17 protein-coding genes are annotated in these 21,714 nt (G+C 46.7%); 7 read left to right on the forward strand and 10 right to left on the reverse strand.

What is annotated here, in order from left to right; genetic code table 11:
- Positions 1-306 precede the first annotated feature (306 nt).
- Positions 307-1,227 (forward strand): AEC family transporter, encoded by a 921-nt coding sequence (locus NCI00_RS12695; RefSeq protein ID WP_253528055.1) that lies wholly within the window; start codon positions 307-309, stop codon positions 1,225-1,227.
- 27 nt (positions 1,228-1,254) lie between these two features.
- Here NCI00_RS12695 and NCI00_RS12700 read toward each other — a convergent pair whose 3' ends face one another.
- The 10 genes from NCI00_RS12700 to NCI00_RS12745 all read right to left on the reverse strand — a co-directional run bounded on the left by NCI00_RS12700 (position 1,255) and on the right by NCI00_RS12745 (position 16,605).
- Complete coding sequence (locus NCI00_RS12700; protein ID WP_253528347.1) at positions 1,255-3,471, reverse strand: B12-binding domain-containing radical SAM protein; 2,217 nt, start codon at positions 3,469-3,471, stop codon at positions 1,255-1,257.
- 77 nt (positions 3,472-3,548) lie between these two features.
- Entirely contained in the window at positions 3,549-5,228 is a 1,680-nt protein-coding gene (locus NCI00_RS12705; RefSeq protein WP_253528058.1) for a PNGase F N-terminal domain-containing protein, read from the reverse strand.
- Positions 5,229-5,274: 46 nt separating this feature from the next.
- Complete coding sequence (locus NCI00_RS12710) at positions 5,275-6,171, reverse strand: glycosyl hydrolase family 18 protein (RefSeq protein ID WP_253528060.1); 897 nt, start codon at positions 6,169-6,171, stop codon at positions 5,275-5,277.
- 87 nt (positions 6,172-6,258) lie between these two features.
- Positions 6,259-8,028 (reverse strand): SGNH/GDSL hydrolase family protein, encoded by a 1,770-nt coding sequence (locus NCI00_RS12715; protein WP_253528062.1) that lies wholly within the window; start codon positions 8,026-8,028, stop codon positions 6,259-6,261.
- Positions 8,029-8,085: 57 nt separating this feature from the next.
- Complete coding sequence (locus NCI00_RS12720) at positions 8,086-10,209, reverse strand: glycoside hydrolase family 36 N-terminal domain-containing protein (RefSeq protein WP_253528064.1); 2,124 nt, start codon at positions 10,207-10,209, stop codon at positions 8,086-8,088.
- Between the two features lie 313 nt (positions 10,210-10,522).
- On the reverse strand, positions 10,523-10,969 hold the full coding sequence (tnpA, locus tag NCI00_RS12725; protein ID WP_253528066.1) for an IS200/IS605 family transposase: 447 nt from the start codon (positions 10,967-10,969) through the stop codon (positions 10,523-10,525).
- Positions 10,970-10,971: 2 nt separating this feature from the next.
- Entirely contained in the window at positions 10,972-12,018 is a 1,047-nt protein-coding gene (locus NCI00_RS12730; RefSeq protein WP_253528069.1) for an isoaspartyl peptidase/L-asparaginase family protein, read from the reverse strand.
- 47 nt (positions 12,019-12,065) lie between these two features.
- Positions 12,066-13,502 carry an alpha-L-fucosidase gene (locus NCI00_RS12735; protein ID WP_253528072.1) on the reverse strand — a complete coding sequence of 479 codons (1,437 nt, stop codon included), beginning with the start codon at positions 13,500-13,502 and terminating at the stop codon, positions 12,066-12,068.
- Between the two features lie 63 nt (positions 13,503-13,565).
- Entirely contained in the window at positions 13,566-14,987 is a 1,422-nt protein-coding gene (locus tag NCI00_RS12740; RefSeq protein WP_253528075.1) for a glycoside hydrolase family 125 protein, read from the reverse strand.
- 250 nt (positions 14,988-15,237) lie between these two features.
- Positions 15,238-16,605, reverse strand: a complete 1,368-nt coding sequence (locus NCI00_RS12745) for a glycoside hydrolase family 30 protein (RefSeq protein WP_253528078.1) — start codon at positions 16,603-16,605, stop codon at positions 15,238-15,240.
- A gap of 285 nt (positions 16,606-16,890) precedes the next feature.
- Between NCI00_RS12745 and NCI00_RS12750 the strand changes: the two genes are divergently transcribed.
- The 6 genes from NCI00_RS12750 (at position 16,891) to NCI00_RS12775 (ending at position 21,712) form a co-directional block, all read left to right on the forward strand.
- On the forward strand, positions 16,891-17,403 hold the full coding sequence (locus NCI00_RS12750; RefSeq protein ID WP_166558622.1) for a heme-binding domain-containing protein: 513 nt from the start codon (positions 16,891-16,893) through the stop codon (positions 17,401-17,403).
- A 90-nt stretch (positions 17,404-17,493) separates the two neighbouring features.
- Positions 17,494-19,950, forward strand: coding sequence for a TonB-dependent receptor (locus NCI00_RS12755; protein ID WP_253528081.1), 2,457 nt, complete (start codon positions 17,494-17,496; stop codon positions 19,948-19,950).
- Between the two features lie 36 nt (positions 19,951-19,986).
- Positions 19,987-20,424: a DUF6934 family protein gene (locus tag NCI00_RS12760; protein ID WP_253528085.1), complete on the forward strand. Its 438-nt coding sequence runs from the start codon at positions 19,987-19,989 to the stop codon at positions 20,422-20,424.
- A gap of 12 nt (positions 20,425-20,436) precedes the next feature.
- Entirely contained in the window at positions 20,437-20,592 is a 156-nt protein-coding gene (locus NCI00_RS12765; RefSeq protein WP_166558625.1) for a hypothetical protein, read from the forward strand.
- 80 nt (positions 20,593-20,672) lie between these two features.
- The gene (locus NCI00_RS12770) at positions 20,673-21,419 is read left to right on the forward strand and encodes an SGNH/GDSL hydrolase family protein (RefSeq protein WP_253528087.1); all 747 of its coding nucleotides are present in this window, start codon (positions 20,673-20,675) and stop codon (positions 21,417-21,419) included.
- 77 nt (positions 21,420-21,496) lie between these two features.
- Positions 21,497-21,712, forward strand: coding sequence for a hypothetical protein (locus NCI00_RS12775; protein ID WP_166558627.1), 216 nt, complete (start codon positions 21,497-21,499; stop codon positions 21,710-21,712).
- The last annotated feature ends 2 nt before the right edge of the window (positions 21,713-21,714 follow it).

Genomic DNA, 21,714 nt, shown 5'->3' on the forward strand with positions numbered 1-21,714 from the left:
TAGTTGCAGGCTCTTTTTAGGGAGTTAGCAACCGACGGATTGAGTTTATCTTTATTTTAGTTGTTAGTCAATGATTTTGACCGATATTTTTATGCAAACGTTATCGGTAACGTTGCCGAATTGTACTTAACAAAAAATAGATTGTAAAGAATCAAGAATGAGCCCCGTGTTGAACGAGTTTATAGTGAGAAAAGTGATTCTGAAAAATTGATAAAAAATTATACTTTTCAAAGTTTTAGGAAAGACTAATTATCCCTTTATTACTTTTGTATTTTTAAAGTAAAAGAATCTTCCCATCCCGTTCAAATGAATCAAACCAACAGTGTATTCTTAATCACCCTCGGCATTGCGACGATGGGCTTTTTGATTAAAAAATTTGATTTTGTAACCGAGCAGGATGGCAAAGCTATTTCAAAATTTTTGATGCACACCACTTTTCCCGCGCTGATGATTGTCAGTATGCTTCGCATCAAATTTGAACCTACGCTTTTTCTTATTCCGTTGATTTGCATTGCCTTGGGGGTTGTCATGACGTTGGTGGGGTGGGTTTGGTTTAAGGATTATCCCAATCGGCTGCGTGGCGTGTTGACCATGTCGTGTGGTGGGCTGAACGTAGGGCTTTTTGCGTTTCCCATCATTGAGGGTATTTGGGGGCGCGAAGGGCTAGTGTACGTGGCCATGTTTGACATCGGCAATACCATCATCACCTTTGGCTTGGTTTATTCGGTAGGGAGTTATTTTGCGGTGAAGGGCGAAGGAGGGGTGAACTACGGAAGAGTTTTGAAAAAAGTAATTCAATTGCCTCCGTTGCAGGCTATGTTTATTGGGTTGACCATCAATGCCTTAAAGATAGAATTGCCCGTGGTTGCTTATGATTTTTTGGATGTATTGGCCAAAGCCAACAAGCCGCTTGTATTGCTACTCATGGGGATTTATATGAGTTTTTCGTTGGAACGAAGTCAGGTGTGGGCAGTGGTGAAGGTCCTGACGATTCGTTATGCCTGTGGTTTTATCGCGATTTTGCTTTTGTACGTATTGATTCCCGAGCCTACGCTTGCCCGCAATGTGCTGCTGGTCTGTGTTATCCTACCGATTGGTATGACGATTCTTCCCTTTGCCGATGAACTTAATTATGACTCACGTATTGCGGGCGTATTGGTTAATATCTCGCTGTTAATCAGCTTTTTGCTGATGTGGGGCTTGGTGGTTGGACTGAAATTGGCGTAAGGGACAGAAGTCAGGGGCGATCACAAATTACAGAATTAACAATCCATTCTCGCGCAATTGCTTCCAAGCGGTTGTTTTGCTAAAAGCGTCAAAACTTCCGAATGGCGCGTTTTCAAAATCGTTTTGTAATTGTTGATACAAAAAAGGCTTCTCGAAGTTAGTAATCGCAATTTTTGGGAATATCTCCATCCAAAAATCTCCCATTGCCGCAGGCACTTCAAGCACTAAATCGTGCTTTTTGTGGTAAAAATGAAGTTCGGCCATCTGCACCGTTTTTTTGCCTTGTTTTACCTCAAAATAGGCCAACGAAGGCAGGTTTCCCAACCAAACCACAAAGGCATTTTTACGAACCGAATCTTCGTACTGGGTAATTTGCTTTTGAATATAATTTGAAGGAATGGTGGTGGAAGGTACTTTGAACGGAAACCATTTATTGAGTGGAATCTCAAACCCTACGCCGTGCATATAATTGAACAGCGACTTGCGCAAACCCTCCCCAAACTGGTCGTGATTGGCTCCCGTTGGGTCGTCGTGATAGAGGTCGTTGTCGGCAAAACCGCCGAAATCGGGGCCAATTCGCTGTACATCAAAAGCTTCGGGGTGCAAGCCCACGGGGCTATGTGAGGTCATGGCAAAACGGTGCCAAAAGCCCGATTGCAACACGCCATTTTGGAACAATTGCCGCACCATTTCTAGTGAATCAACGGTTTCCTGCGTGGTTTGGGTCGGAAAACCGTACATCAAATAGGCATGAACCATGATGCCAGCCTGCGTAAAACCGTCGGTGACGCGAGCTACTTGCCCCACGGTTACGCCCTTTTTCATTTTTTCCAACAACCGGTCCGACGCTACCTCCAGCCCTCCCGACATGGCAATGCAGCCAGAAGCCTTCAAGAGAATGGACAAATCGTGCGTGAAATTCTTTTCAAAACGAATGTTGGTCCACCAGACTACGGTCAATTTTCGACGAATGATTTCGATGGCTACATCCCGCAACAGCGCCGGTGGTGCCGCTTCGTCTACAAAATGAAAACCGTTCTGTTTGGTTTTCTGAATGATTTCTTCGATGCGGTCGCAGATGAGTGAGGCCGTTAGGGGTTCGTAGTTTTTGATGTAATCAAGCGAAATATCGCAAAAAGAGCATTTCCCCCAATAACAACCGTGCGCCAAGGTGAGTTTATTCCATCGCCCGTCGCTCCAGAGCCGGTGCATCGGATTGACAATCTCAATGACCGACAAATAATCCATCAATTTCAAATCGGTGTAATCGGGCGTGCCCGTTTCGCGCTGGGCTACGTCTTTCTCGGAAGCTCCGTTGTGGAAAACCACTTGGTTATCCACCAATGAAAAAATACGCTTGAGTTTTTCCAGTGGCCGTTTTTGTTTCAGATACTCCAACAGCGAGCGCAAAGGTGCTTCGCCATCGTCTAAGCAGACATAATCGACGTACTCAAACACGCGCGGGTCCGAAAGCGAGCGGAGTTCGGTGTTACAAAAACCACCCCCCATCACGATTTTGATGTCGGGATAGTGTTTTTTTAGGTGTTGACCGCATTTAAAAGCCCCGAAAAGATTGCCCGGAAAGGGCACGGTCAGGCAAACGACCGTCGGCGAAAACATGTTGATTTTTTGGTCGAGCAATTCCGTCAGTAGCGTCGTAATCAGCGTATCGGGTGCTTGCAGCGACGCTTGCATTTCATCAAAATGCGTAGCCGTGCGGCCCAAACGCTCGGCGTAGCGGCTAAAACCAAAATGCGGGTCGACGCTTTCCTGAATAAAATCCCCCAAATCTTCCAAATACAGCGTGGCCAAGTGACGGGCTTTGTCTTGCGTGCCCATGGTGCCAAAGGCCCATTCGAGGTCTTCTACTTCTTTGAAGCGGGAGGCTTCGGGCAAGTACGTACGGTCACAAATGCTGTGAGCGAGCGTGGGATTTTTGTTCTGTAAAAAAAGAATTACGGGCTCAATGGTCGTGATGTACTCGTCCCGGAGACTATAAATGCGAAAGGCATTGTCCGACAGTTCGATGTCATGCTCGGCGCGGTCGAGGGCGTCAAACAATTGGGTAAGTCCGTGGGGAGAAAAAAGCGCTAAAATGACCTCAATGCCCAAATCTGCCTGCCACGACGGCACGCCCAACGTGTTCAAAAAACCCTTGATATAGGCGGTAGCCGGGTACGGGGTATTGAGTTGGGTAAACGGAGGCGTAAGTAGTAAAAGCTTGTTTGGGGAAATCATGCGCATGGGAAATGAGGCAAATAAATGCACGAAGGTAACGAAATGTACGCAGGAAAGTTACCTTCGTGCCGTTTTGCGCGGTCTTACCATTCGCCCATCAGCGCCCCAGACACGTTCCATGCGCTGAAGCTGCCGCCTTCGGGGAGGCCCTGTGGTATGTGGACTTGGAGGGTATGCTTGCCAGCAGGCAGGTTGCCCAATTCTATCCAAATCGGGTTGGTTACGGTGCCGGGGCACCAGTTGGAGCGACTCAGGTCAGACGACGAGAGTCCGTTGTTGAAATTGCCCGAAGCAGGATTGACCAGCCGGTAACTGCCGCAGTCGGCGCGCCACGGCGTGATGGTAAAAATCTGTCGGCCGTCTACGGAGATTGTATTGGCTTTGGGTACAAATTCGTCGCCGTTGCCCCAGCCACCGTGGCCCGTTGTGATGTAGCGGAGTTTTAGGTTTTTGGCTCCTTCGGGTACATCGAAGGTCACTTGTAAACCTTTTTCGTTGTTGAACATTGTTCCGTATTCTTGGCCTGCCATTTCCATGACGTTGGTGGTGTTGAAAAGCGGCACGATTTGGGCTTGCTGCTTGGCAGAGGGGCGTTCGTTGGGATGAACAGAAAAATTGAGACTTACTTTATGGCCGCCTTTGTCGTAATTACCGATAAAAACCGCTACCCATACTTCCTGACCGTTGTAGGCGGGTAGTAAGTCGCTGATGTCTTGCCGGTAATAAGTGGAATCGGCCCAAGTTTTGTTTTTGAGTTGTAAATAATTGTACTGACGCACGCCAAAAGGAGTAAAAAACCGCATCAACTCCAATACTGGCAGATAATCAGGCGTTTGCACAACACCTTGGTACTGTTTTCCATTGCCGTTTTCGTAAATGGGCAATTCTTTCACCGATTTTTGCAGGGCGTCCAAAAACGATAGTTTACGCTGGGTCGGAATCATAAATACCGAACCTGTGCGGTCGTAGGCGTCGCCGTTGGAATACTGCGAAAGTTCTAGAAAAACATTTGAGCTGGCACCAACCGAGGGGAATTTTACTTTTTTTGCAATCACGGTGCCGTGAGCAAACCGAACCACTTCATTTGCGGCATGAACCGAATCCGAAAAATTGATGATTTGGTGGCTGAAAACGGGCAGTTGAATAAATCGACTTTTCCAAAGTTCGTCCTTGTACGTAAGGGCATCTACTCGCTGTGGATTGGGTTGAGGAAGCTGGTTTTTGGCCGCCCAAGGGGTGTTTTTTTCAATCTTTACGGCTTCGGTTTCGCTGTTGCCGTTGCGTACCATTTTCAAAACTAACCCCAAGTTTTGTCCCAATGCCGAAGGCGCACCTTTTACTTTGAGCTCTTCGGTGTACCAAAGGTCGATGCGATTGGAGTTGACAACGGTAGTGGCTTTTTTGCAGGTGTAACCTAAAATCAGTTGTGTTTCTGGTAGCAATTCAATTTTTTGCTCTGCCAATGCTTTGCTGTCCTGCGTCATGAGGGTTTTACCGTTGGCGAAAAACGCAATTTGATACAGGCTGTTGTCGGTTCGGTCTACAAAGCTGATTTCAAAAGGTGTTTTGGCCTCGCCTTTGATGGTTTTTTCCGACGAAACGCTCGTCCCAGAGGCCGATGCTAATACAATAATCGGGTCTTGATTGGGTGGTACTTTTCCGTTGTTTTTTCTTAGATACGTAATCTGCCAAACGTCGTTGGTTTGCGAACGGCTTTCGTAGAAACACAACAGTAAGAGTATGAATAAAGGGAATGATTTCATAGTGAAGCGAGTTTTTTAAACCACAGGTGTAGAGAGACGAATTAAACTATTGAGCGCCGCGTTTAATGGCTTTCAAAAGGGAGTATTCGTCGTTGGTGTCGCAGGAAATTTCCCAAATCATGACGCCACCACAACCGCGCTCTTTGGCCATCCGGGTTTTTTGTTCGATGGTCAACGTGCCGTTGTAAAAAGCTCCTTTCCAATAATCGTCCAACGGGCTGGCACCGTCTTTGAGCAGGGATTTGTAGTCGGGGCCGTAGTTTCCCATTCCTTTTTTGGAGTAAAACGGCAATCCTAAAAGAGTTTTGTTGACGGGAATTTGTCTTTCTTTCGTCCAATAATCTAAACTTTTGATGGCCAAAGAATAAGGCGAATGTGCTTTGATGTAGCTCGGGCCGTAGTCGTCGTCGTAGGCCATGAGGTTGATCCAGTCCATTTTATCCAAGGCTTCTTTTTTCATGCCGTAGCCTTTTTTGCCGTACGAAATCACCGCTGCGGTTAATTTTTTGCCTTTGGCATGGAGCGAATCGCCCAATTCATTGACCAACGCCACATAATCATCGGCCGAGCGGCTGTCTTCGTCGGGGTATTCCCAGTCCAAATCCACGCCGTCGACGTTATAGGAACGGACGAATTTCATTACGTTTTTCACAAATGTATGCCGTCCTTCGGGGCGTTCGGCCATTTTATGAAAGCGCGTATCATCGCCGCCGCCATCACCAATGCCCCAGCCACCGATGGAAATGAACACTTGTTTTTTGTTTTTATGCACAAAACTGACCAATTTTTTCAGCGGCTCGGGGTCTCTCAACGGTTCTAGCGTATCGCCCGTTTTGGCAGGAATAGCAAAGGCAAAATTGATGTGCGTGAGTAAGTCAATCGGGATTTGTTCGGCGGGAATCGTAGGAACGTAATAGCCCACTACTTTAAATTCTTTGGACATGGTTTGTGCGAAAGAATTTAGAATTGCCAACAGAAAGAGTACAATGTAAATAGCGTTTTTTTTCATAATGGGTGGTTTGTTGAAGGGTTAATTTTCTTTTAAAATGGGTTGTAGTTCTTTGCCTAAAAGCTCGTAGCCAGCCGCGTTGGGATGCAGGCCGTCGGAAAACATCTTTTCGTCGATTTTGCCAGTTTTTAGGAGTAGAGGTTTGCCAATATCGGCGTAACCAACGCCAATAGATTGGGTCAACGCCTGAATGCCGTTGTTCAGCGTCACAATGCGGCTTTCCTGCTCACGGCGTGGATAGATGCCCAGTAGCGTGATTTTAGCTTTGGGTTGTTGGTTTTTAATGGCCTGCGCCAAGAGTTTTAGGCCTTGAATAATTTCATTATCGGTGTTGAGGTGGAGGTTATTTGTACCGATGTTAATGATTATTTTTTCGGGAGAAATTCCGTCCAGTTCGTCATGATACACGCGCCAAAGCACATTTTCAACCCTGTCCCAGCCAAAACCAAAATTGCGGGCCTGAAACGGTTCGAGGTACTTTTGCCAAGCATCGGCCCCTTTTATGCGGTTGTTGAGGGGTTTGCCGCCCCAATTGTGCGTGATTGAATTGCCAATCATTAGTACTTTGGTCGGCTCGGTTTGATTGAGTTTCAAGATTGCGTTGTGTCGTTCTTCCCAATTGTAACTGCCCGGCTCGCGGTTGTGCCGCACGGGGATTTGCGTCTTGAGCGTGCCAACGGGTTGTTGCAAGATTTCACGCAACTTTTTTTCGTAAGCATCGGCATAACGCATCATACCCAAATCATTGGGGTGCGTGCCATCTACCATTCCTTCGTGGTCAATCCCAATCTCCGAGATTGGCAATAGGTAAATATTAGACACTTTTTCGTTCCTCAATTGAGCAAAGGCTTCACGCAAATCTTGGTTGGCATCTTCAAACAGCGTCTGGCGGTGGGGCATCAGGTAGCTGTCGGTGTAGCCGTCGTGCTCAGTGAGTAAAATAGGCGTATTGGGGTGTTTGGCGCGCAGGGTTTTGACCGATTCGATGATTCGTTTTTGTAACTCTTTGCGTTCAACAATGGGGTAAATCAGATTCGGTAAACAATCCAACACAAACACCTTGGCGTCGATTTCGTTGATGAGGTCAATAACCTCCTTTTCCAAACGCCCGTTTCCTGAAAAACCCAGATTAATCACCGTACGGTCGAGTTTTCGGGCTAGAATATTGGTCCAAGCCATGCCGGGGCGCGAGGCACACGCACCCTGCGCAATGGAAGTGCCATAGACGACAATGGGTTTTTCCAGTCGTTGCGGAAGAACGGTAAAAATACTACCGATGGGCACGCCAATTTCCAAGTCTCTGACACTGTTGTACAACGGAAGAAACAAGTGGTATTCGCGACCCAGTTTATGATAATTGTCGTTGGGTTTCAGTTTATCAAAATTGTATTGAACCGTATCTCTAAAACTGTACTTCCCGTTTGCTAAATGCCAATTTCCGTCGCTGTCAAGGCCGTATAAATCCACCCCGCTGACGCCCGTAGCGGGCATGTGCGGCATGGCGGCGTTGCCAGTTACTTTGTAGCGAACAATGATTTGCGGGGCATCGCTCACAAACCGAATCGAAAGCCCAGCGCTGTTGCGGGAAAGGTTCCAAACGGCTTTCCTAACCATGCTCTCCGCTCGTGGTGGAAAACGCTGAATAGTATCGCGCATCTCACCCGACCACGCCTGCCCATCAATGACGGCAAACGGACTGTCGGAGGGTTTCCACCATTTAAGCTCAACGGGGGCTTGGGCCAAAGCAACGGCGGAAAAAAGACAAAGAAGAAAGGTAGGTAGTTGTTTCATTGAAATAACGTAAAGTGTCACCCTGAAAGGGTTTATTCGTTGCATTAGAGGCATACATTATTCCACCACCAGCCACGTATAGCCTTCGGCAGGAATAGTGACGGTAATTTCGGCGTTGTAATTTCTATCCAATACATACTTTGCCGCTTTGCCTTCTTGCGTGCGAATCATGGCTTCTTTGCTCAAACCAGTGTAGTAGAGCGGCAGTTTTATTTTTCTGGTAATGGCTTCTTTCAGAGGATTATACACCATCATCAGTCCCTTTTCTTTCAACGCTGGATTTACGTGCATGATGCCGTCCCAGTCACGGCCGTCGGGGCGGCGCAGGTGAAGAATGTCGGAATTGAGGATGTCGCGGTATTTTTTATACCAATCAATGGTTTCTTTTACAACCTGTTTGGTGGCATCAGTATCGTACAGGCGGGGGCCTCGGTAGCAGGCTTGCACGCCCGCTCCGTAGTACTGCATCATGAGTTGTTTGTAGTCGGTCAGGTGCTCGCTCAGTGGCTCCAATACTGCGTCGGCGGTGCCGCCTTGGTATTTGGTAAGTGGCACAAATCCCCAGCTCATTGAAGGGGTTTTCTCCCAGAGCCCGTCATAGATATTCTGTCGATTGAGGATTTTCTGCTGTGCCCGCGACAGCGAAAAATTGACTTCGCGGTAGCCCAATGCAATCTTGTGTGAACCGTCCAGAAAGTACCAATCGGGTGCATTGATGTACACGCCACGGCCGTTGAGCCACTGATACAATTCTTTTTGCATCGACATTTGTACCCACTGCGAATCGTCCAATCCTTTATGGCCTGGGTGTTTGGTCGAAGCGCACACGTCGCCGGGGTAGGGACCGTCGTGTTCGAGTAAATCAAAGCCTGTTTCGGTGATAAATTTCTTTATGCTTTTTAGGTAATTGATGCCCCATTTGCTCGCCAAACAAGGCGCATGACCAAAGAAAGCGGCTTTGTCGGGCAATCCCGTAACGGGGTCAATGACGTCGTTTTCGTCGTCAATTCGGCGACTGCTGAAGAGCGAATATCCGCCTAGTTTAATGCCTTTGCTGTGGGCGTAATCGGCTAATGACTTGAATTTTTGAATGTTGGCATCGGAGGCGTCTTCCATGTTGAGGCCGCTGCCAAAACTCAAAATAACCATTTCGTAACCCGTTTCGGCACACTGGTCAATCACGCTTTTGACCTTTTCTGGCTCCGTGCTGATGAGGTGCATAAAAATGGGATTTTGGGTGGTCCACGGAAACAGCGTGCGGTACATTTTGCGGCGCGCCAAGCCGTTGCGTTCGCGGTCGTAGGAGTCCAACAATAATTCGTACGAACGAATGGAGGTGTAAGATTCTTTAGCGGCCAAATCGATGCCAACGCCCAGCATCGGATACACTTCTACCACGCAGGGGGTTTCGAGATAATAGTTGACTTGCGAGGTATAGCTGCTGTCGATTTTCCAGTGCGTGGCTTGGTCAGATAGCTCGTAGCGCATGGCGTTGTTGTAGGCAAAATTGTTTTCGATGTAGAGCTTATGCGGCTTTTTCATCTTTTCGGGCTTGCCCACCACTGCCGATTCTTCCTCGGGCGTGGCCAAAATCTCGTTGACTACCTGATTGATTTTTAGCTCGTTGCCCGATTTGTTTTCAATCGTTACCCATTTTTCCAATACAGGTATTCCGTCAAATATTTCATAATGAACGGCTACCTCTACGCCTTTCAGCTCGGCGTTGTTTGAGGCAAAATACAGAACCACGCCTTTGCCCGTTGGAAGGTTTTTGTTGGCCGTCCAGGTGGTAGGCTTCCACTCAAAATGGGGTTTTATAGCGACGATTTCGTGACGAACAAACTGAAAATCAGTTGAATTTCCACTAAACGTGTCCGTCCATTCTTCCAACATATACGCATGTTCCTTCTGGCCATACAGCCCACCCACGTTGTAGGATTTACCGTTGAGCGTTACGCGGGCTTCGGGTCGCACCGACCGCACAAACTGCTCGTTGGTCGTCAGGTTTTTGTAGCTGACGGTAGCGGCATTGGGCGAAATCTGAATTTGGCGGGCAATGAGCCCGTTGCTGATTTCAATGATTCGGCCATTTTTTAGGAGCTTCACTTCGCTTTTTGGGGCAATAGGCGCAACGAGCCAGTCCTGGGCACGGGCAGTGAGGGCGAGGAGGATTAGCAGCATACTTATTATGCTATGCCTTGCCCTGCTACTCGGTGCTCTACGGGTGCTACCCGTAGTTACTGGTATTGAACCCCGTTGGGGTTCTGAAAGCCCGAATGGCTTGATAAGTGGTGTCGAGTAGCAATCACTGTTACCTGTAGTTACTGGTATTGAATCCCGTTGTTGTTCTAAAAGCCCGAATGGCTTGATAAGTGGTGTCGAGTAGCAATCACTCTTACCTGTAGTTACTGGTATTGAACCCTGTTGGGGTTCTAGAAGCCCGAAGGGCTTGAATGTGAGTGGCGGTGAGTAGCACTCACCGATGCCGACAAAGCTAAAGCAGGTATTTTTCATCAAATTCGATGTTATTCTCAATCAGAAGCCGTTTGTATTCATCATAAAACGTCTCTTTTTTGTGATGTTCTTTTTGCTTTTTGACGTAATTAATGATTTTATCCTTCTCACGGATGGAGTAAGTGAATGCGCCGTAGCCTTCTTGCCAAGCTTCAAAATCAGGAAAAAAACCGCTTTGCTTCATCCAAATACTACTCGCCACTTTGATGTCTTTCACAAAATCAACTAAGGCTACCGAAGGATGTAAATCGCAAAAAATGTGAATATGGTCTTCGACACCGTTAATGCGATATAATTTACATTTGTTGTTTTTGACAACACCCCAAATGTACTTGTACATTTCTTCACAATGTGCCTCGTTAATAGTAGGGCGACGATATTTTGTACCGAAAACAATTTGATAGTAAATCTGCCGATAGCTGCTCATAGCTACTTTTTCGGAAAAATACTCTTTGCCATAAACACCTTACCGCCGTCGTCGGAGTGCGTAACGGAGTAATTGAAGCCGTGGTGAATAGAGTACGCACCGTATTCGCCCTGCTTATTGATGGCGATGAATCCCACCTGAAAATCTTTGGCCTTGGTTGGGTTGATTTTTACAATGCGCTCCACGGCAATTTTGCAGGCCTCTTCGGGACTTTTACCCATGCGCATCATCTCCACAATGAGGTGCGTTCCGGCTACGCGAATGACTTCTTCGCCTTGGCCTGAACCGGTGGCGGCACCTACTTCATTGTCAACGTACAATCCTGAACCGATGATGGGAGAGTCGCCCACGCGGCCGTGCATTTTGAAGGCCATGCCGCTGGTAGTACACGCGCCGGATAGGTTGCCCGCAGCATCCATCGCAATGGTTCCCATGGTGTCGTGGTTGGGTGTGCCGTCGTCAAAAAAGTTGGGGGCAAATGGGCCGCCTTTGGTTTTTTGACCTTTGCTTTGTTGCTGTTCGATGTTGATAACAGGCTTGTATTCTGATTTTTTCAGCCATTCTTTGTACGTTTTCTCAGCATCGGCCGAAAGTTTATCGGGTTCTTTCTGAAAACCGCTTTCCAGGGCAAATTGCAGGGCACCATCGCCTACGAGCTGGACGTGCGGGGTGTTTTCCATCACTTTTCGCGCTACCGAAATCGGGTGTTTGATGTGTTGGAGCGCCATTACTGAGCCGCAGTTGAATTTGTCGTCCATGATGCAGGCATCCAAGGTGACTTTCCCTTCCCGGTCGGGGTTGCCGCCCAAACCTACGCAGCAATTGATGGTATCTTCAATGGAGCGCGCGCCAGCTTCCACGGCGTCTAGTGCGCGCCCGTTGGGTTGTTTCAATACTTTCCAGGCCACGGCGTTGACGGGCAAGCCACTGTCCCACGTAGAAACAACGATGGGCTTCGTTACGGCGATTTTCTTAGAAAATGCCTTGCTGAATGAAAGTAGTGGCAGGCTAAGCACCGACCAACGGATGAAGTGTCTTCTTGATTGCATGTGTGTTAGTTTGTAGGTTGGGTAGTGTTCGTAAGAAAGTCTATACTTTACTTTGTGATTTTTAAAACGTAAGCATAACTATTGGGCGTTTTCTTCGCCAATTTTTCGGAAACCTGCACGGCTACTTTACCTTCTTTCATGGTCCATTTTAAGTTTTCGGGATTCCCTATGAGTGAAATTTTGGCGGTTTTATCCAAATTTAACTTTCCAATTTCGATGTTCGACGGCAAAGCCTCGCCTTCATCGGCAAGATAAATCGCGTAGGTTGTGTTGGCGCCTTTGTGCGTAAAGACCCATTTACCCTGTTTGCCCACTTCATTGTCGCCTCGGGTTTCGTAAATAGCTTCACCATTTACTTTTATCCATTTTCCGATTTCTTCTAAGCGTTGATAGGCTTCGGCATGAAAATCTCCGTCTGGGCTAGGGGCAATGTTGAGCAACAAGTTACCATTTTTAGAAACAATGTCGGCCAAAATATGAATCAATTTACGCGCTGATTTAAAGTTTTCTTTGGGAATATAGCTCCACGAATCACCCATTGTCATGCAGGTTTCCCATGGAATAGGCATGTAATGGTCGGGAATTTGGTGCTCGGGCGTCACATAGTTCTCAAACTCGCCCGATACGGTTCGGTCTACCACCAATAAGCCCGGTTGAAGCTCACGGCCTCTTTTGGCAATGCGCGCCATGTCGATGTCTTGGTCAAACGGAATGGCTTTTTGCCACGAAACGGTCGTATCAATGCTGCTAAAAGGCCGCACCCAACCGCCATCGAGCCAGAGGATGTCCATTTTGCCGTAATCGCTCATCAATTCTTCAATTTGGTTGTAGGTAAACTTCTTGAAGCTTTCCCATTTTTGAGGATATTTGGCAGGATGGTACGACGGGTTGCGGTCTTTGGGCGGGAAATACGACCACCAATAATCGTTGGTGTGCCAGTCGGGTTTGGAGAAATACGCCCCTACCATAAAGCCTTCGTTGCGGAACGCCCCGAATACTTCTTTGGCGATATTGCTGCGTGGATTGCTGCCAAAAGGCGATTTTGTGATTTTATAATCGGTTTGTTTGGTGTCAAACATGCAAAAGCCGTCGTGGTGTTTGGTCGTAAAAACCACGTATTTCATCCCTGCATTTTTGGCGGCAGCGGCCCATTTTTCGGGGGCAAACTGCGTAGGGTTGAATGTGCTTTGCAGATTTTCGTAGGCTTTTTTGTATTCGAACCAGTTGTCTTTGTAAGGCCCTTTGCGTTCGCACCAGCCTTCATCTTCGGGGCAAAGGCTCCAACTTTCTACAATGCCCCATTGGCTGTAAAGGCCCCAGTGCATCAATAGGCCAAACTTGACATTTTGCCACTGGCTCAGTTTCTGTTTTACCTGTGGGTCAGAGGGAGCCATATATTTGCTGTGATTTTGCTCCGAATGCTGTTGGGCAACCAGTGTTTGTGTAATCAGTAGCGTTAGTAAGAAAGGAAAACTTTTTTTCATTGGTCTTGGCGGAAAATGATATTGGATAGAGTCATCTTGATTTATTTACTCTGCCTGCGTGAATTACATTTTGCTCAATAGATGCGGTCGCTCGCGTTCAATTTTGAGCAATAACTCTCCGAAAAGTGTGTTGGCCCACGCAAACCATTTGCGGGTAAATTTACTCGCATCGTCTTTGTCAAACGACTCGTGCATAAAGCCCGTTTTGGCGTGCGTATTTTTTAGAAAACGCAATTGGGCGAGAATTTCGGCGTCGTTGTTTGACGTCATGGCGCGCATGATGATGCTCATGGGCCAAATTTGGTTCACCAACGTATGCGGACTACCGATACCTTCGGCGGCTTTGCCTTTGAAAAAATACGGGTTAGACTCGCTCAATACAAACCGACGCGTATTTTGGTAGATTTTATCGTTGGCATTGACCGCGCCCAAATACGGCAACCCAAGCAAGTTGGGAACGTTGGCGTCGTCTTGAAAAAGGCAATTGCCGAATCCGTCGACTTCCATGGCGTACATCGGACCAAATTGGGGATGTTTGATAACGGCGTATTTCTTGATGGCCTGTTCCACTTCATTGGCAAAACTTTTGCACTCATTCGCAAATGCCTGATTCTTATAAACTTGCTCCACAATCTCCGCTATTTGACGGAAAGAAACGACGGCAAATAAGTTGGATGGAATCAAAAAAGGATATTGTGTGGCATCATCGGAAGGTCTAAAGATGCTGTGAATGAGTCCGTTGGGTTTGGTGTTGTTGCCATAGCCGTTGCCAGGTACCGTATCCGTTGACCATGATGTGGTGCGCCCAAAACGGTACGGCCCACGGCCTTTCAAGCGTTGCTGTACGCGGCAGGTGCTGATGATGAGCTGCGCTGCTTTTAGCCATTTTTCATCGAAAACGCTGACATCTTTCGCGGTTTTCCAGTAGTGATACGCCAAACGAACCGTATAGCAAAGAGAGTCAAGCTCCCACTTGCGCTCGTGGAGTTCGGGCTTCATGTCGGTGTGGTCTTTGAGCCATTCGCTGTGGCCTGGGCCGTCGTTGAACGCGTTGGCGTAAGGGTCAATCAAAATGCACTCCGTTTGGCGGTTGACCACGCCCGCAATGAGTTGTTTAAGTGATTCGTCCTTTGTCACCAATGGCAAATAGGGCCACACTTGTGCGGTGCTGTCGCGGAGCCACATGGCGTGGATGTCGCCAGTGATGACGAATGTATCGGAACGACCATCTTTTTGTTTAAAATGAACGGTCGTATCCAAAGTGTTGGGAAAACAATTTTCAAAAAGCCACGCCAATTCTGGATCTTTTATAACGCCTTTCATACGGCTTATCGTGGCCTCAATGACGGAGCTATTAAATTTACGTTGCCCAGCGGCGACCCGCACCACGGGAAATTCGTTGGCAAGTGCATTGGCGTGAATTAGCGTGCCAATGCCTGCCAATGAGGTTGTTTTTAAAAATTCTCTGCGGTCAAGTTGTTTCATTGGGTCAGGTTATCTAGACGACTAAAATAGTGCATATAGGCGGAAAGTCTCTGTAAAAATGCCTGAAAAATCTTTTTATTCAAAAAATATTTTAAAATAAGATGGCCACTAAAGAAAAAAATTAAGTAAATATCTACTTAGAAAATATTCTTCCTGCCGACATTCTTAAAGGAAAGTGAATGTAGTGTAAAATTCCAATGGGATAGCGCTTCGGAACAGCCCGCCGCGCGGAAGTGCCACCTTGTGGGTATTACCAGATAAAAGTGGCGACGGTTTTTCCGCTGAGCGTGGGTGTGATTTGACGGTTTTTTGTGCGGATATTAAACGTCATTGGTTTGTCGCTTTCGTTCAGGACAATCAGTACTGTTTTACCGTCGGGCGTTTTAAACGCTACGTTGGGCAGACTCATGGTCACGTTGGAGGCAATGCGTACGGAACCTGGTCGTACAAACTTTGACGCGTGGGCAATGATATAATAAGCGGGATTTCGGGTGACGGTTTCGCCAATCGTAACGGCACCCAAGCAGGCCGTGCAGCCCCCGTTAGTGTGTGGGCCTTGGTTGGGGTCGGCGGCTACATTCCATTCTAAAACGGTTTTGCTCCAATTGCGTGGTGCGCCAATGAGCAGATTTTTGATGTGCCATTGCAAATCTCCCCCGAAATTGGCGGGTGCGCCGAGCCACTGTTCGGTAAAATAAAGGTTTTTGTCAGGGTGAGCTTCATGCACATCGCGCAGTGCATCGATGCCGCCACCGTACAGGTGAAAAGCCGAACCGTCGATGTACTTGCGGGCATCAGGGTCATTCAGGATGCTAATGGGGTAGTCGGGGCGGTCGGCGTTGTGGTCGTATATGATGATTTTTGTGCTGAGTTTAGCGGTTTTGAAAGCAGGCCCGAGGCTCTTTTTGATGAAGTCTGCCTGCTCATCTTGCGGCATCAGTAAACTAGGGTTATTGTCGGGGTTCAATGGTTCATTCTGTACCGTCAGGGCGTCAATTTGGATGCCCTGTTTTTTCATTTCTTGCAGGTATTTCACCAAATAACGTGCATACGCCTCGTAAAACTCTGGTTTGAGGCTTCCTCCTTTAGAATCATTGTTGGTTTTCATCCACGACGGCGGCGTCCAAGGAGAACCCAGTATTTTGATTTGGGGATTGATGACCAGAATTTGCTTTAATACTGGAATAAGGTCTTTTTGTTCTTCCGCCAACGAAAATCGGCTCAGCTTGGGGTCGGTTTGGCCCGCAGAAAGGTCGTTATAGGTAAAGACATGGTCGCTCAAATCGGATGCCCCGACGCTAATGCGCAGATAACTGACGCCGATGTTGTTGGCATCGGTGGCAAATAATTCTTTCAGCAACGCCGCTTTTTCTGCCGGTTTCAGGCCATTGATAAGCGTGGCGCTCCCGCCCGTGAGTGTATACCCAAACCCGTCCATGGATTGAAACTGCTTGGTGTCATCAACGTAAATGCTTGGCGAAGTGCCCACCACTGGACCAAACGCAAACTTTTCGGTTTGTTTTTGGAACAAAACCGATTGGTCGGCTTTGGTGAGCCAGAGCTCGGCTTGTTGGGCGTAGGAGGTAAGACTGAAAAGGAAGAAGAATAGGCGCTTCATTTAGATTGTTTTTTGGTACAAAGTAACGCAAAGATTTGACAGTTTTTTGAAGGTTGGACAACGCTTTTGATGTTAAAACCTTTGGGCAATAAGGGTGGGTTAAAATGCTCGTCGGAATGGTGAATTTACAAAAAACAGGAATTGATTGATATGCCTTTTTCTGGTTATCTGTCGGTGAAAACGCGGCAAGTGCCGATTAGCAACGTAAGTCATTTTTCTGGAAGGTCGGGAAAGGTATCTTTGTGATTTGCTGAATGTTATTTCATTTTTAACCTCTTTAAACTTATGATAAAGAAAATCTTGATTGGCTTGGGTGTGGTATTGGTGGTAATCCAATTTTTTCACCCCGAAAAAAACCTCTCTGATGACCGTACGTATGATGTTTCCACCAAATACGCGGTGCCCGAAGAAGTAAAAAGCACGTTGAAAGTAGCCTGCGACGATTGCCATAGTAATAAAACTGAATACCCGTGGTATTCCAACATTCAGCCGGTGGCGTGGTTTCTAGATCATCACGTTGTGGATGGAAAGCGGCATTTGAACTTTTCTAATTTTACCTCACGACCCATTGCCTATCAAAACCATAAGTTTGAAGAAACGATTGAGATGATTAAAGAAGGCGAAATGCCTTTACCTTCGTATACTTATTTTGGCCTACACTCTGGTGCAAAGCTGACTGAAGCACAAAAACAGATACTTATCAGTTGGGCCGAAGCCAACATGGATTCGCTGAAGGCCAATTACCCCGCCGACAGCCTCGTAATGCGTCGCCCACAGGGACCTCCTCCCGCAAAATAAGAAGGGAAAAGAAATCAGGTGGATTTGGATAATTTAAAGAAAAACCGCCTGATTTGAGTACATCCCGCAACCCATTTTCTTTATAGAGTTATGAACACTACTACACCGCTCCATTCACTTTTTAAAGCTTTTGGAATTATAAGCTTTTTCATCTTTACGGCACTGAGCGTGCAAGCCCAAACTGGCAAGAAAGCAGCTGCTGTGAAAGGTAAAATTATTGATATTCAAACCAACGCACCTTTGGCCTACGCCACGATTCGGGTGCTGAAAAGCACCGATAGCACCTTGGCTGGCGGTGGGATTTCGGATGAAAAAGGACAATTTACGGTCGATGCAGCCTTTGGCGAATACTACGCTGTTGTTGAATTTATTGGGTATAAACCCTTAAAAACGGCGATTTTTAGCCTTTCAAAAGAACAATCCTCGCAGGACTTAGGCGTTTTGAAAATCGCGGCAGCTTCCCAAACACTGGATGAAGTAGTGGTTCAGGCCGAGAAGAGCTCGATGGAATTGTCGTTGGATAAAAAGATATTTAACGTCGGAAAAGACCTCGCCAACGCGGGCGGAACGGCCATTGATATTTTGAGCAATGTACCGTCGGTGTCGGTAGATACGGAAGGCAATGTCAAACTTCGCGGAAGCGATGGCGTGCGCATTTTGATTGACGGAAAACCGTCTGGATTGGTGAGTTTTAAGGGTGGAGCAGGCTTGCAGCAATTGCAAGGAAATCAAATAGAACGCGTCGAAATCATTACCAACCCTTCGGCCCGCTACGAAGCCGAGGGTATGTCGGGGATTATTAATATTGTATTGAAAAAAGAACGCAAACAGGGCTTCAACGGCTCGTTTGAGGTCGTAACGGGTTTTCGTCCCAATTACGGCATCGCTGCCAATATCAATTACCGCAAAAACAAACTGAATTTTTTCCTTAACTACGGGATTGCGTACCGTGTGCCCATCGGCGCGGGTAGATTGTACCAAGAGGTACGTGGAAAAGATACCACAACGCTGTTGCAGCAAACCACTAACAGTCAGGTCAAAACCGTAGCCAATACCATTCGTGGAGGCTTAGATTACTTTTTTGATGAGAAAAACATTCTGACGGCTTCCTACCAGTTTCGGCGTACGGATGTGCTGCGGATTACAGATAACCAGTACAAAGATTACATCAATACCCTCAATAATCTAAGTGCCATTACCGACCGCCAACAGCGAGAAACGGAAGCAGAACCTTATTCGGAATACGCCCTCACGTACAAGAAAACGTACAATAAAAAAGGACAAGAACTGACGGCCGACGTGCGCTATCTGACCTACTGGGAGCGCTCCGACCAGACCTTTACGCAAAGTAGCGTGTTTGCCAACGGATCACCCAATAAGGCAGGAAATCTGCTTCAAAAATCGCTAAACGATGAGTATGAAAACCAGTTTTTGGTGCAGTTGGATTATATTCACCCCGTTGGGAAAGAAGGAAAATTTGAGACGGGTGTTCGTACCAGTTTTAGGGATATGGTCAATGATTATATCGTGACCCAACGCAATGACCAAGGCGTATTTGAGACACTTCCGGGACTGGATAATTATTTTATCTACAAAGAAAACATCTACGGAGGGTACGGAATCATTGGCAATAAAACGGGGAAAATAAGCTACCAAGCGGGCTTGCGCGCCGAAATAACGGACATTACGACCATTCTGCGCGAGACCAACGAGACCAATCCGCGCAATTATGCCAATTTGTTTCCCAGCGCCCACGCTACGTATAGCCTAAACAAAGACAATGCCTTACAGGTAAGTTATAGCCGTCGCGTGCGTCGCCCCACCTACAATGATTTGAGTCCGTACGTTACTTTCTCCGACCAACGTAACTTTTTCTCTGGAAACCCTGATTTGAACCCTGAGTTTACCAATTCGTATGATTTTGGACACATCAATTATTTCGAAAAAGGCTCGTTTACCTCATCTATCTATTATCGTCATACTACGGGCAAGGTGTTACGTATCCGTCGCGTCGATGCGCAAGGTTTTTCCAATACACGTCCCGAAAACTTAGCCACGGAAGATGCCTTTGGGGCCGAATTTACCAGTACCTACACGCCCGTAAAATGGTGGAAACTGGATTTTAACTTCAACTTCTTCCGTGCCATTACCGACGGACAAAACCTAGATGCCTCCTTTAAAGCCGATACGTACAGTTGGTTTGCGCGCCAAACTTCCCGTTTTACTTTAGCCCCCAAAACCGACTTGCAACTCCGCGCCAACTACGAAGCACCACAGCAACTCCCGCAAGGAAGCCGTAAAGCGCGCGCGTTTGTGGATTTGGCTTTCAGCAAAGAAATCCTGAAAGGCAAAGGCACGCTCACCTTCAACGTCATCGACGTGTTCAACTCCCGATACATGCGTTCTACGTTTGAAGGGGCCAATTTCTACACCTATGGAACGGCGGGAATGCGTGCCCGTCAGATTAACCTCACGGTGATGTACCGCCTCAACCAAGCCGCCGGTGCCAAGAAGCAAAAGAGTTTGATTAGCGGGGATGAAGGGTAACATCCCCAATTTTGGTAGCTAAAAACCAAGTAATCAATGGATAAACCTTTTTACGATTTTGTAATTTTAGAAAACGCTTATAGGTATGAATTTACAAGTATTGGAGAAAAAGAGATTCTTAAAGTTATCGTATATCAGCAAACTGACTTGCCTGATTTTTTCAGTTTAACTTTAGCAGATGTTTTACCTGATGGTTCGCTGGATGTATTTGTGGAAAGTAAAAATGGTGACATGGAAAAGATTTTAGCGACGGTTATACAAACAATACTGGCATTTTTGTCTCATAATCCTGAGGCAAAGATTGCTTTTTCAGGAAGTACAGCCCATAGAACACGATTGTACAGTATCATTTTAACTAAAGAGATAGAAAAAGTGGCTCATACTTTGACTGTTTTAGGGCTATCAGATAAAGGGTTGGTACCTTTTGAAAGGAATGAAAAATATGACGGATTTGTTATTCTCAAAAAGAAATAATACTATTGAAATATGGAGACAAATTTGATGACCTCGAAACGGAACTCTCCCAAAAAGAAAATGGGAAAATTCAATACGCTTAAGGAAGCCGTAGCCCATAAGACTGGCTTGGTCAATCAATTGCTTGCAAAAATTGATAAACAGCAATTAGATGCCCTAGCAAAATAGTTTCTATTTTGTTAATCTCCTACGGCGAGTTTAAGGATTGGCAGCTTATGTAAGAACTACTATAATTGCATCAAATAGCAATGCAAAGACGAAAATTTCTAAAATCAGCCGCCTTAACAGGACTGGCAACAGAGCTTACTCTTTCCCCAAAAACTTCCTCGCCCAAACCCCAAAAAGCCTTCACGTTTTTATTTCAGGGGGATTCCATCACCGACGGCAACCGTGGTCGCAATCTCGATCCCAACCACATCATGGGGCATGGGTATGCGTATTCGGTGGCGAGTCGTATCGGGGCGGATTTTCCCGAAGCAGGTTTTACGTTTTACAACCGTGGCATCAGCGCCAACAAAATCACGGATTTGCAGAAACGTTGGGAAACCGACACGCTCAATCTCAAGCCCGATGTGTTGAGTATTTTGGTTGGTATCAATGATACGGGTGCTACGATCAACAAACCTGCCGAAGCCACCACCGCCGAAGAGTTTGAAACTATCTTCCGCAGCCTTCTAACTGATTGCCGACGCGCCAATCCTGAGATTTTGTTTGTGTTAGGAATTCCTTTCGTCTATCCCGTAGGCAAACGCATCGAACATTGGGAACAATGGCGGGACGATACCAGCAAGCGCCAAGCCGTAGTACGAAAATTGGCCCGCGAATTTGATGCCGTTTTGATAGATTATCCCGCCGTTTTTGAGAAAGCCATCCAAAAAGCCCCCATTGAATACTGGATTTGGGACGGTGTTCACCCCACGGTTTTTGCCCACGAACTCATGGCGCGAGAATGGATGAAGCAGGTCGGGAAGCGTTTGCGGTTTTTGAGATACTAAAAGCCTTATTTTTTTTACTGGCATACTTCTTTAGGCTTCCAAAGGGAGCAATACACTACTTTAAACTTCTACGTGATATGAAAAAAATAATGGGAATCGTTCTTATCGTCCTTGCCATTGTATTGGGGTATAATGGTGTTCAGAAATTTCAGAAAAGCTCGGCATCGGTGAAAGTACTGGGCTTAAAAATTGACGCTGATAATGAAAGCGGCCAAGCCTCTGCCTACATTCAATTGGGTTTGGCAGTGTTGGCGTTGGGGGCAGGTGTGTTTTTATTAAAATCTGAGCGGTAATC

Source organism: Runella salmonicolor (genome assembly GCF_024158025.1).
Taxonomy (GTDB): domain Bacteria; phylum Bacteroidota; class Bacteroidia; order Cytophagales; family Spirosomataceae; genus Runella; species Runella salmonicolor.

Excerpts from the sequence above, each read along its gene's own strand:
- NCI00_RS12765 (WP_166558625.1), top strand. The coding sequence starts at position 20,437 with ATGGAGACAAATTTGATGACCTCGAAACGGAACTCTCCCAAAAAGAAA.
- NCI00_RS12715 (WP_253528062.1), bottom strand. The coding sequence starts at position 8,028 with ATGAAACAACTACCTACCTTTCTTCTTTGTCTTTTTTCCGCCGTTGCT.
- NCI00_RS12775 (WP_166558627.1), top strand. The coding sequence starts at position 21,497 with ATGAAAAAAATAATGGGAATCGTTCTTATCGTCCTTGCCATTGTATTG.
- NCI00_RS12745 (WP_253528078.1), bottom strand. The coding sequence starts at position 16,605 with ATGAAGCGCCTATTCTTCTTCCTTTTCAGTCTTACCTCCTACGCCCAA.
- NCI00_RS12695 (WP_253528055.1), top strand. The coding sequence starts at position 307 with ATGAATCAAACCAACAGTGTATTCTTAATCACCCTCGGCATTGCGACG.
- NCI00_RS12730 (WP_253528069.1), bottom strand. The coding sequence starts at position 12,018 with ATGCAATCAAGAAGACACTTCATCCGTTGGTCGGTGCTTAGCCTGCCA.
- NCI00_RS12705 (WP_253528058.1), bottom strand. The coding sequence starts at position 5,228 with ATGAAATCATTCCCTTTATTCATACTCTTACTGTTGTGTTTCTACGAA.
- NCI00_RS12755 (WP_253528081.1), top strand. The coding sequence starts at position 17,494 with ATGAACACTACTACACCGCTCCATTCACTTTTTAAAGCTTTTGGAATT.
- NCI00_RS12710 (WP_253528060.1), bottom strand. The coding sequence starts at position 6,171 with ATGTCCAAAGAATTTAAAGTAGTGGGCTATTACGTTCCTACGATTCCC.
- NCI00_RS12700 (WP_253528347.1), bottom strand. The coding sequence starts at position 3,471 with ATGCGCATGATTTCCCCAAACAAGCTTTTACTACTTACGCCTCCGTTT.
- NCI00_RS12720 (WP_253528064.1), bottom strand. The coding sequence starts at position 10,209 with ATGCTGCTAATCCTCCTCGCCCTCACTGCCCGTGCCCAGGACTGGCTC.
- NCI00_RS12735 (WP_253528072.1), bottom strand. The coding sequence starts at position 13,502 with ATGAAAAAAAGTTTTCCTTTCTTACTAACGCTACTGATTACACAAACA.
- NCI00_RS12760 (WP_253528085.1), top strand. The coding sequence starts at position 19,987 with ATGGATAAACCTTTTTACGATTTTGTAATTTTAGAAAACGCTTATAGG.
- tnpA (WP_253528066.1), bottom strand. The coding sequence starts at position 10,969 with ATGAGCAGCTATCGGCAGATTTACTATCAAATTGTTTTCGGTACAAAA.
- NCI00_RS12770 (WP_253528087.1), top strand. The coding sequence starts at position 20,673 with ATGCAAAGACGAAAATTTCTAAAATCAGCCGCCTTAACAGGACTGGCA.
- NCI00_RS12740 (WP_253528075.1), bottom strand. The coding sequence starts at position 14,987 with ATGAAACAACTTGACCGCAGAGAATTTTTAAAAACAACCTCATTGGCA.
- NCI00_RS12750 (WP_166558622.1), top strand. The coding sequence starts at position 16,891 with ATGATAAAGAAAATCTTGATTGGCTTGGGTGTGGTATTGGTGGTAATC.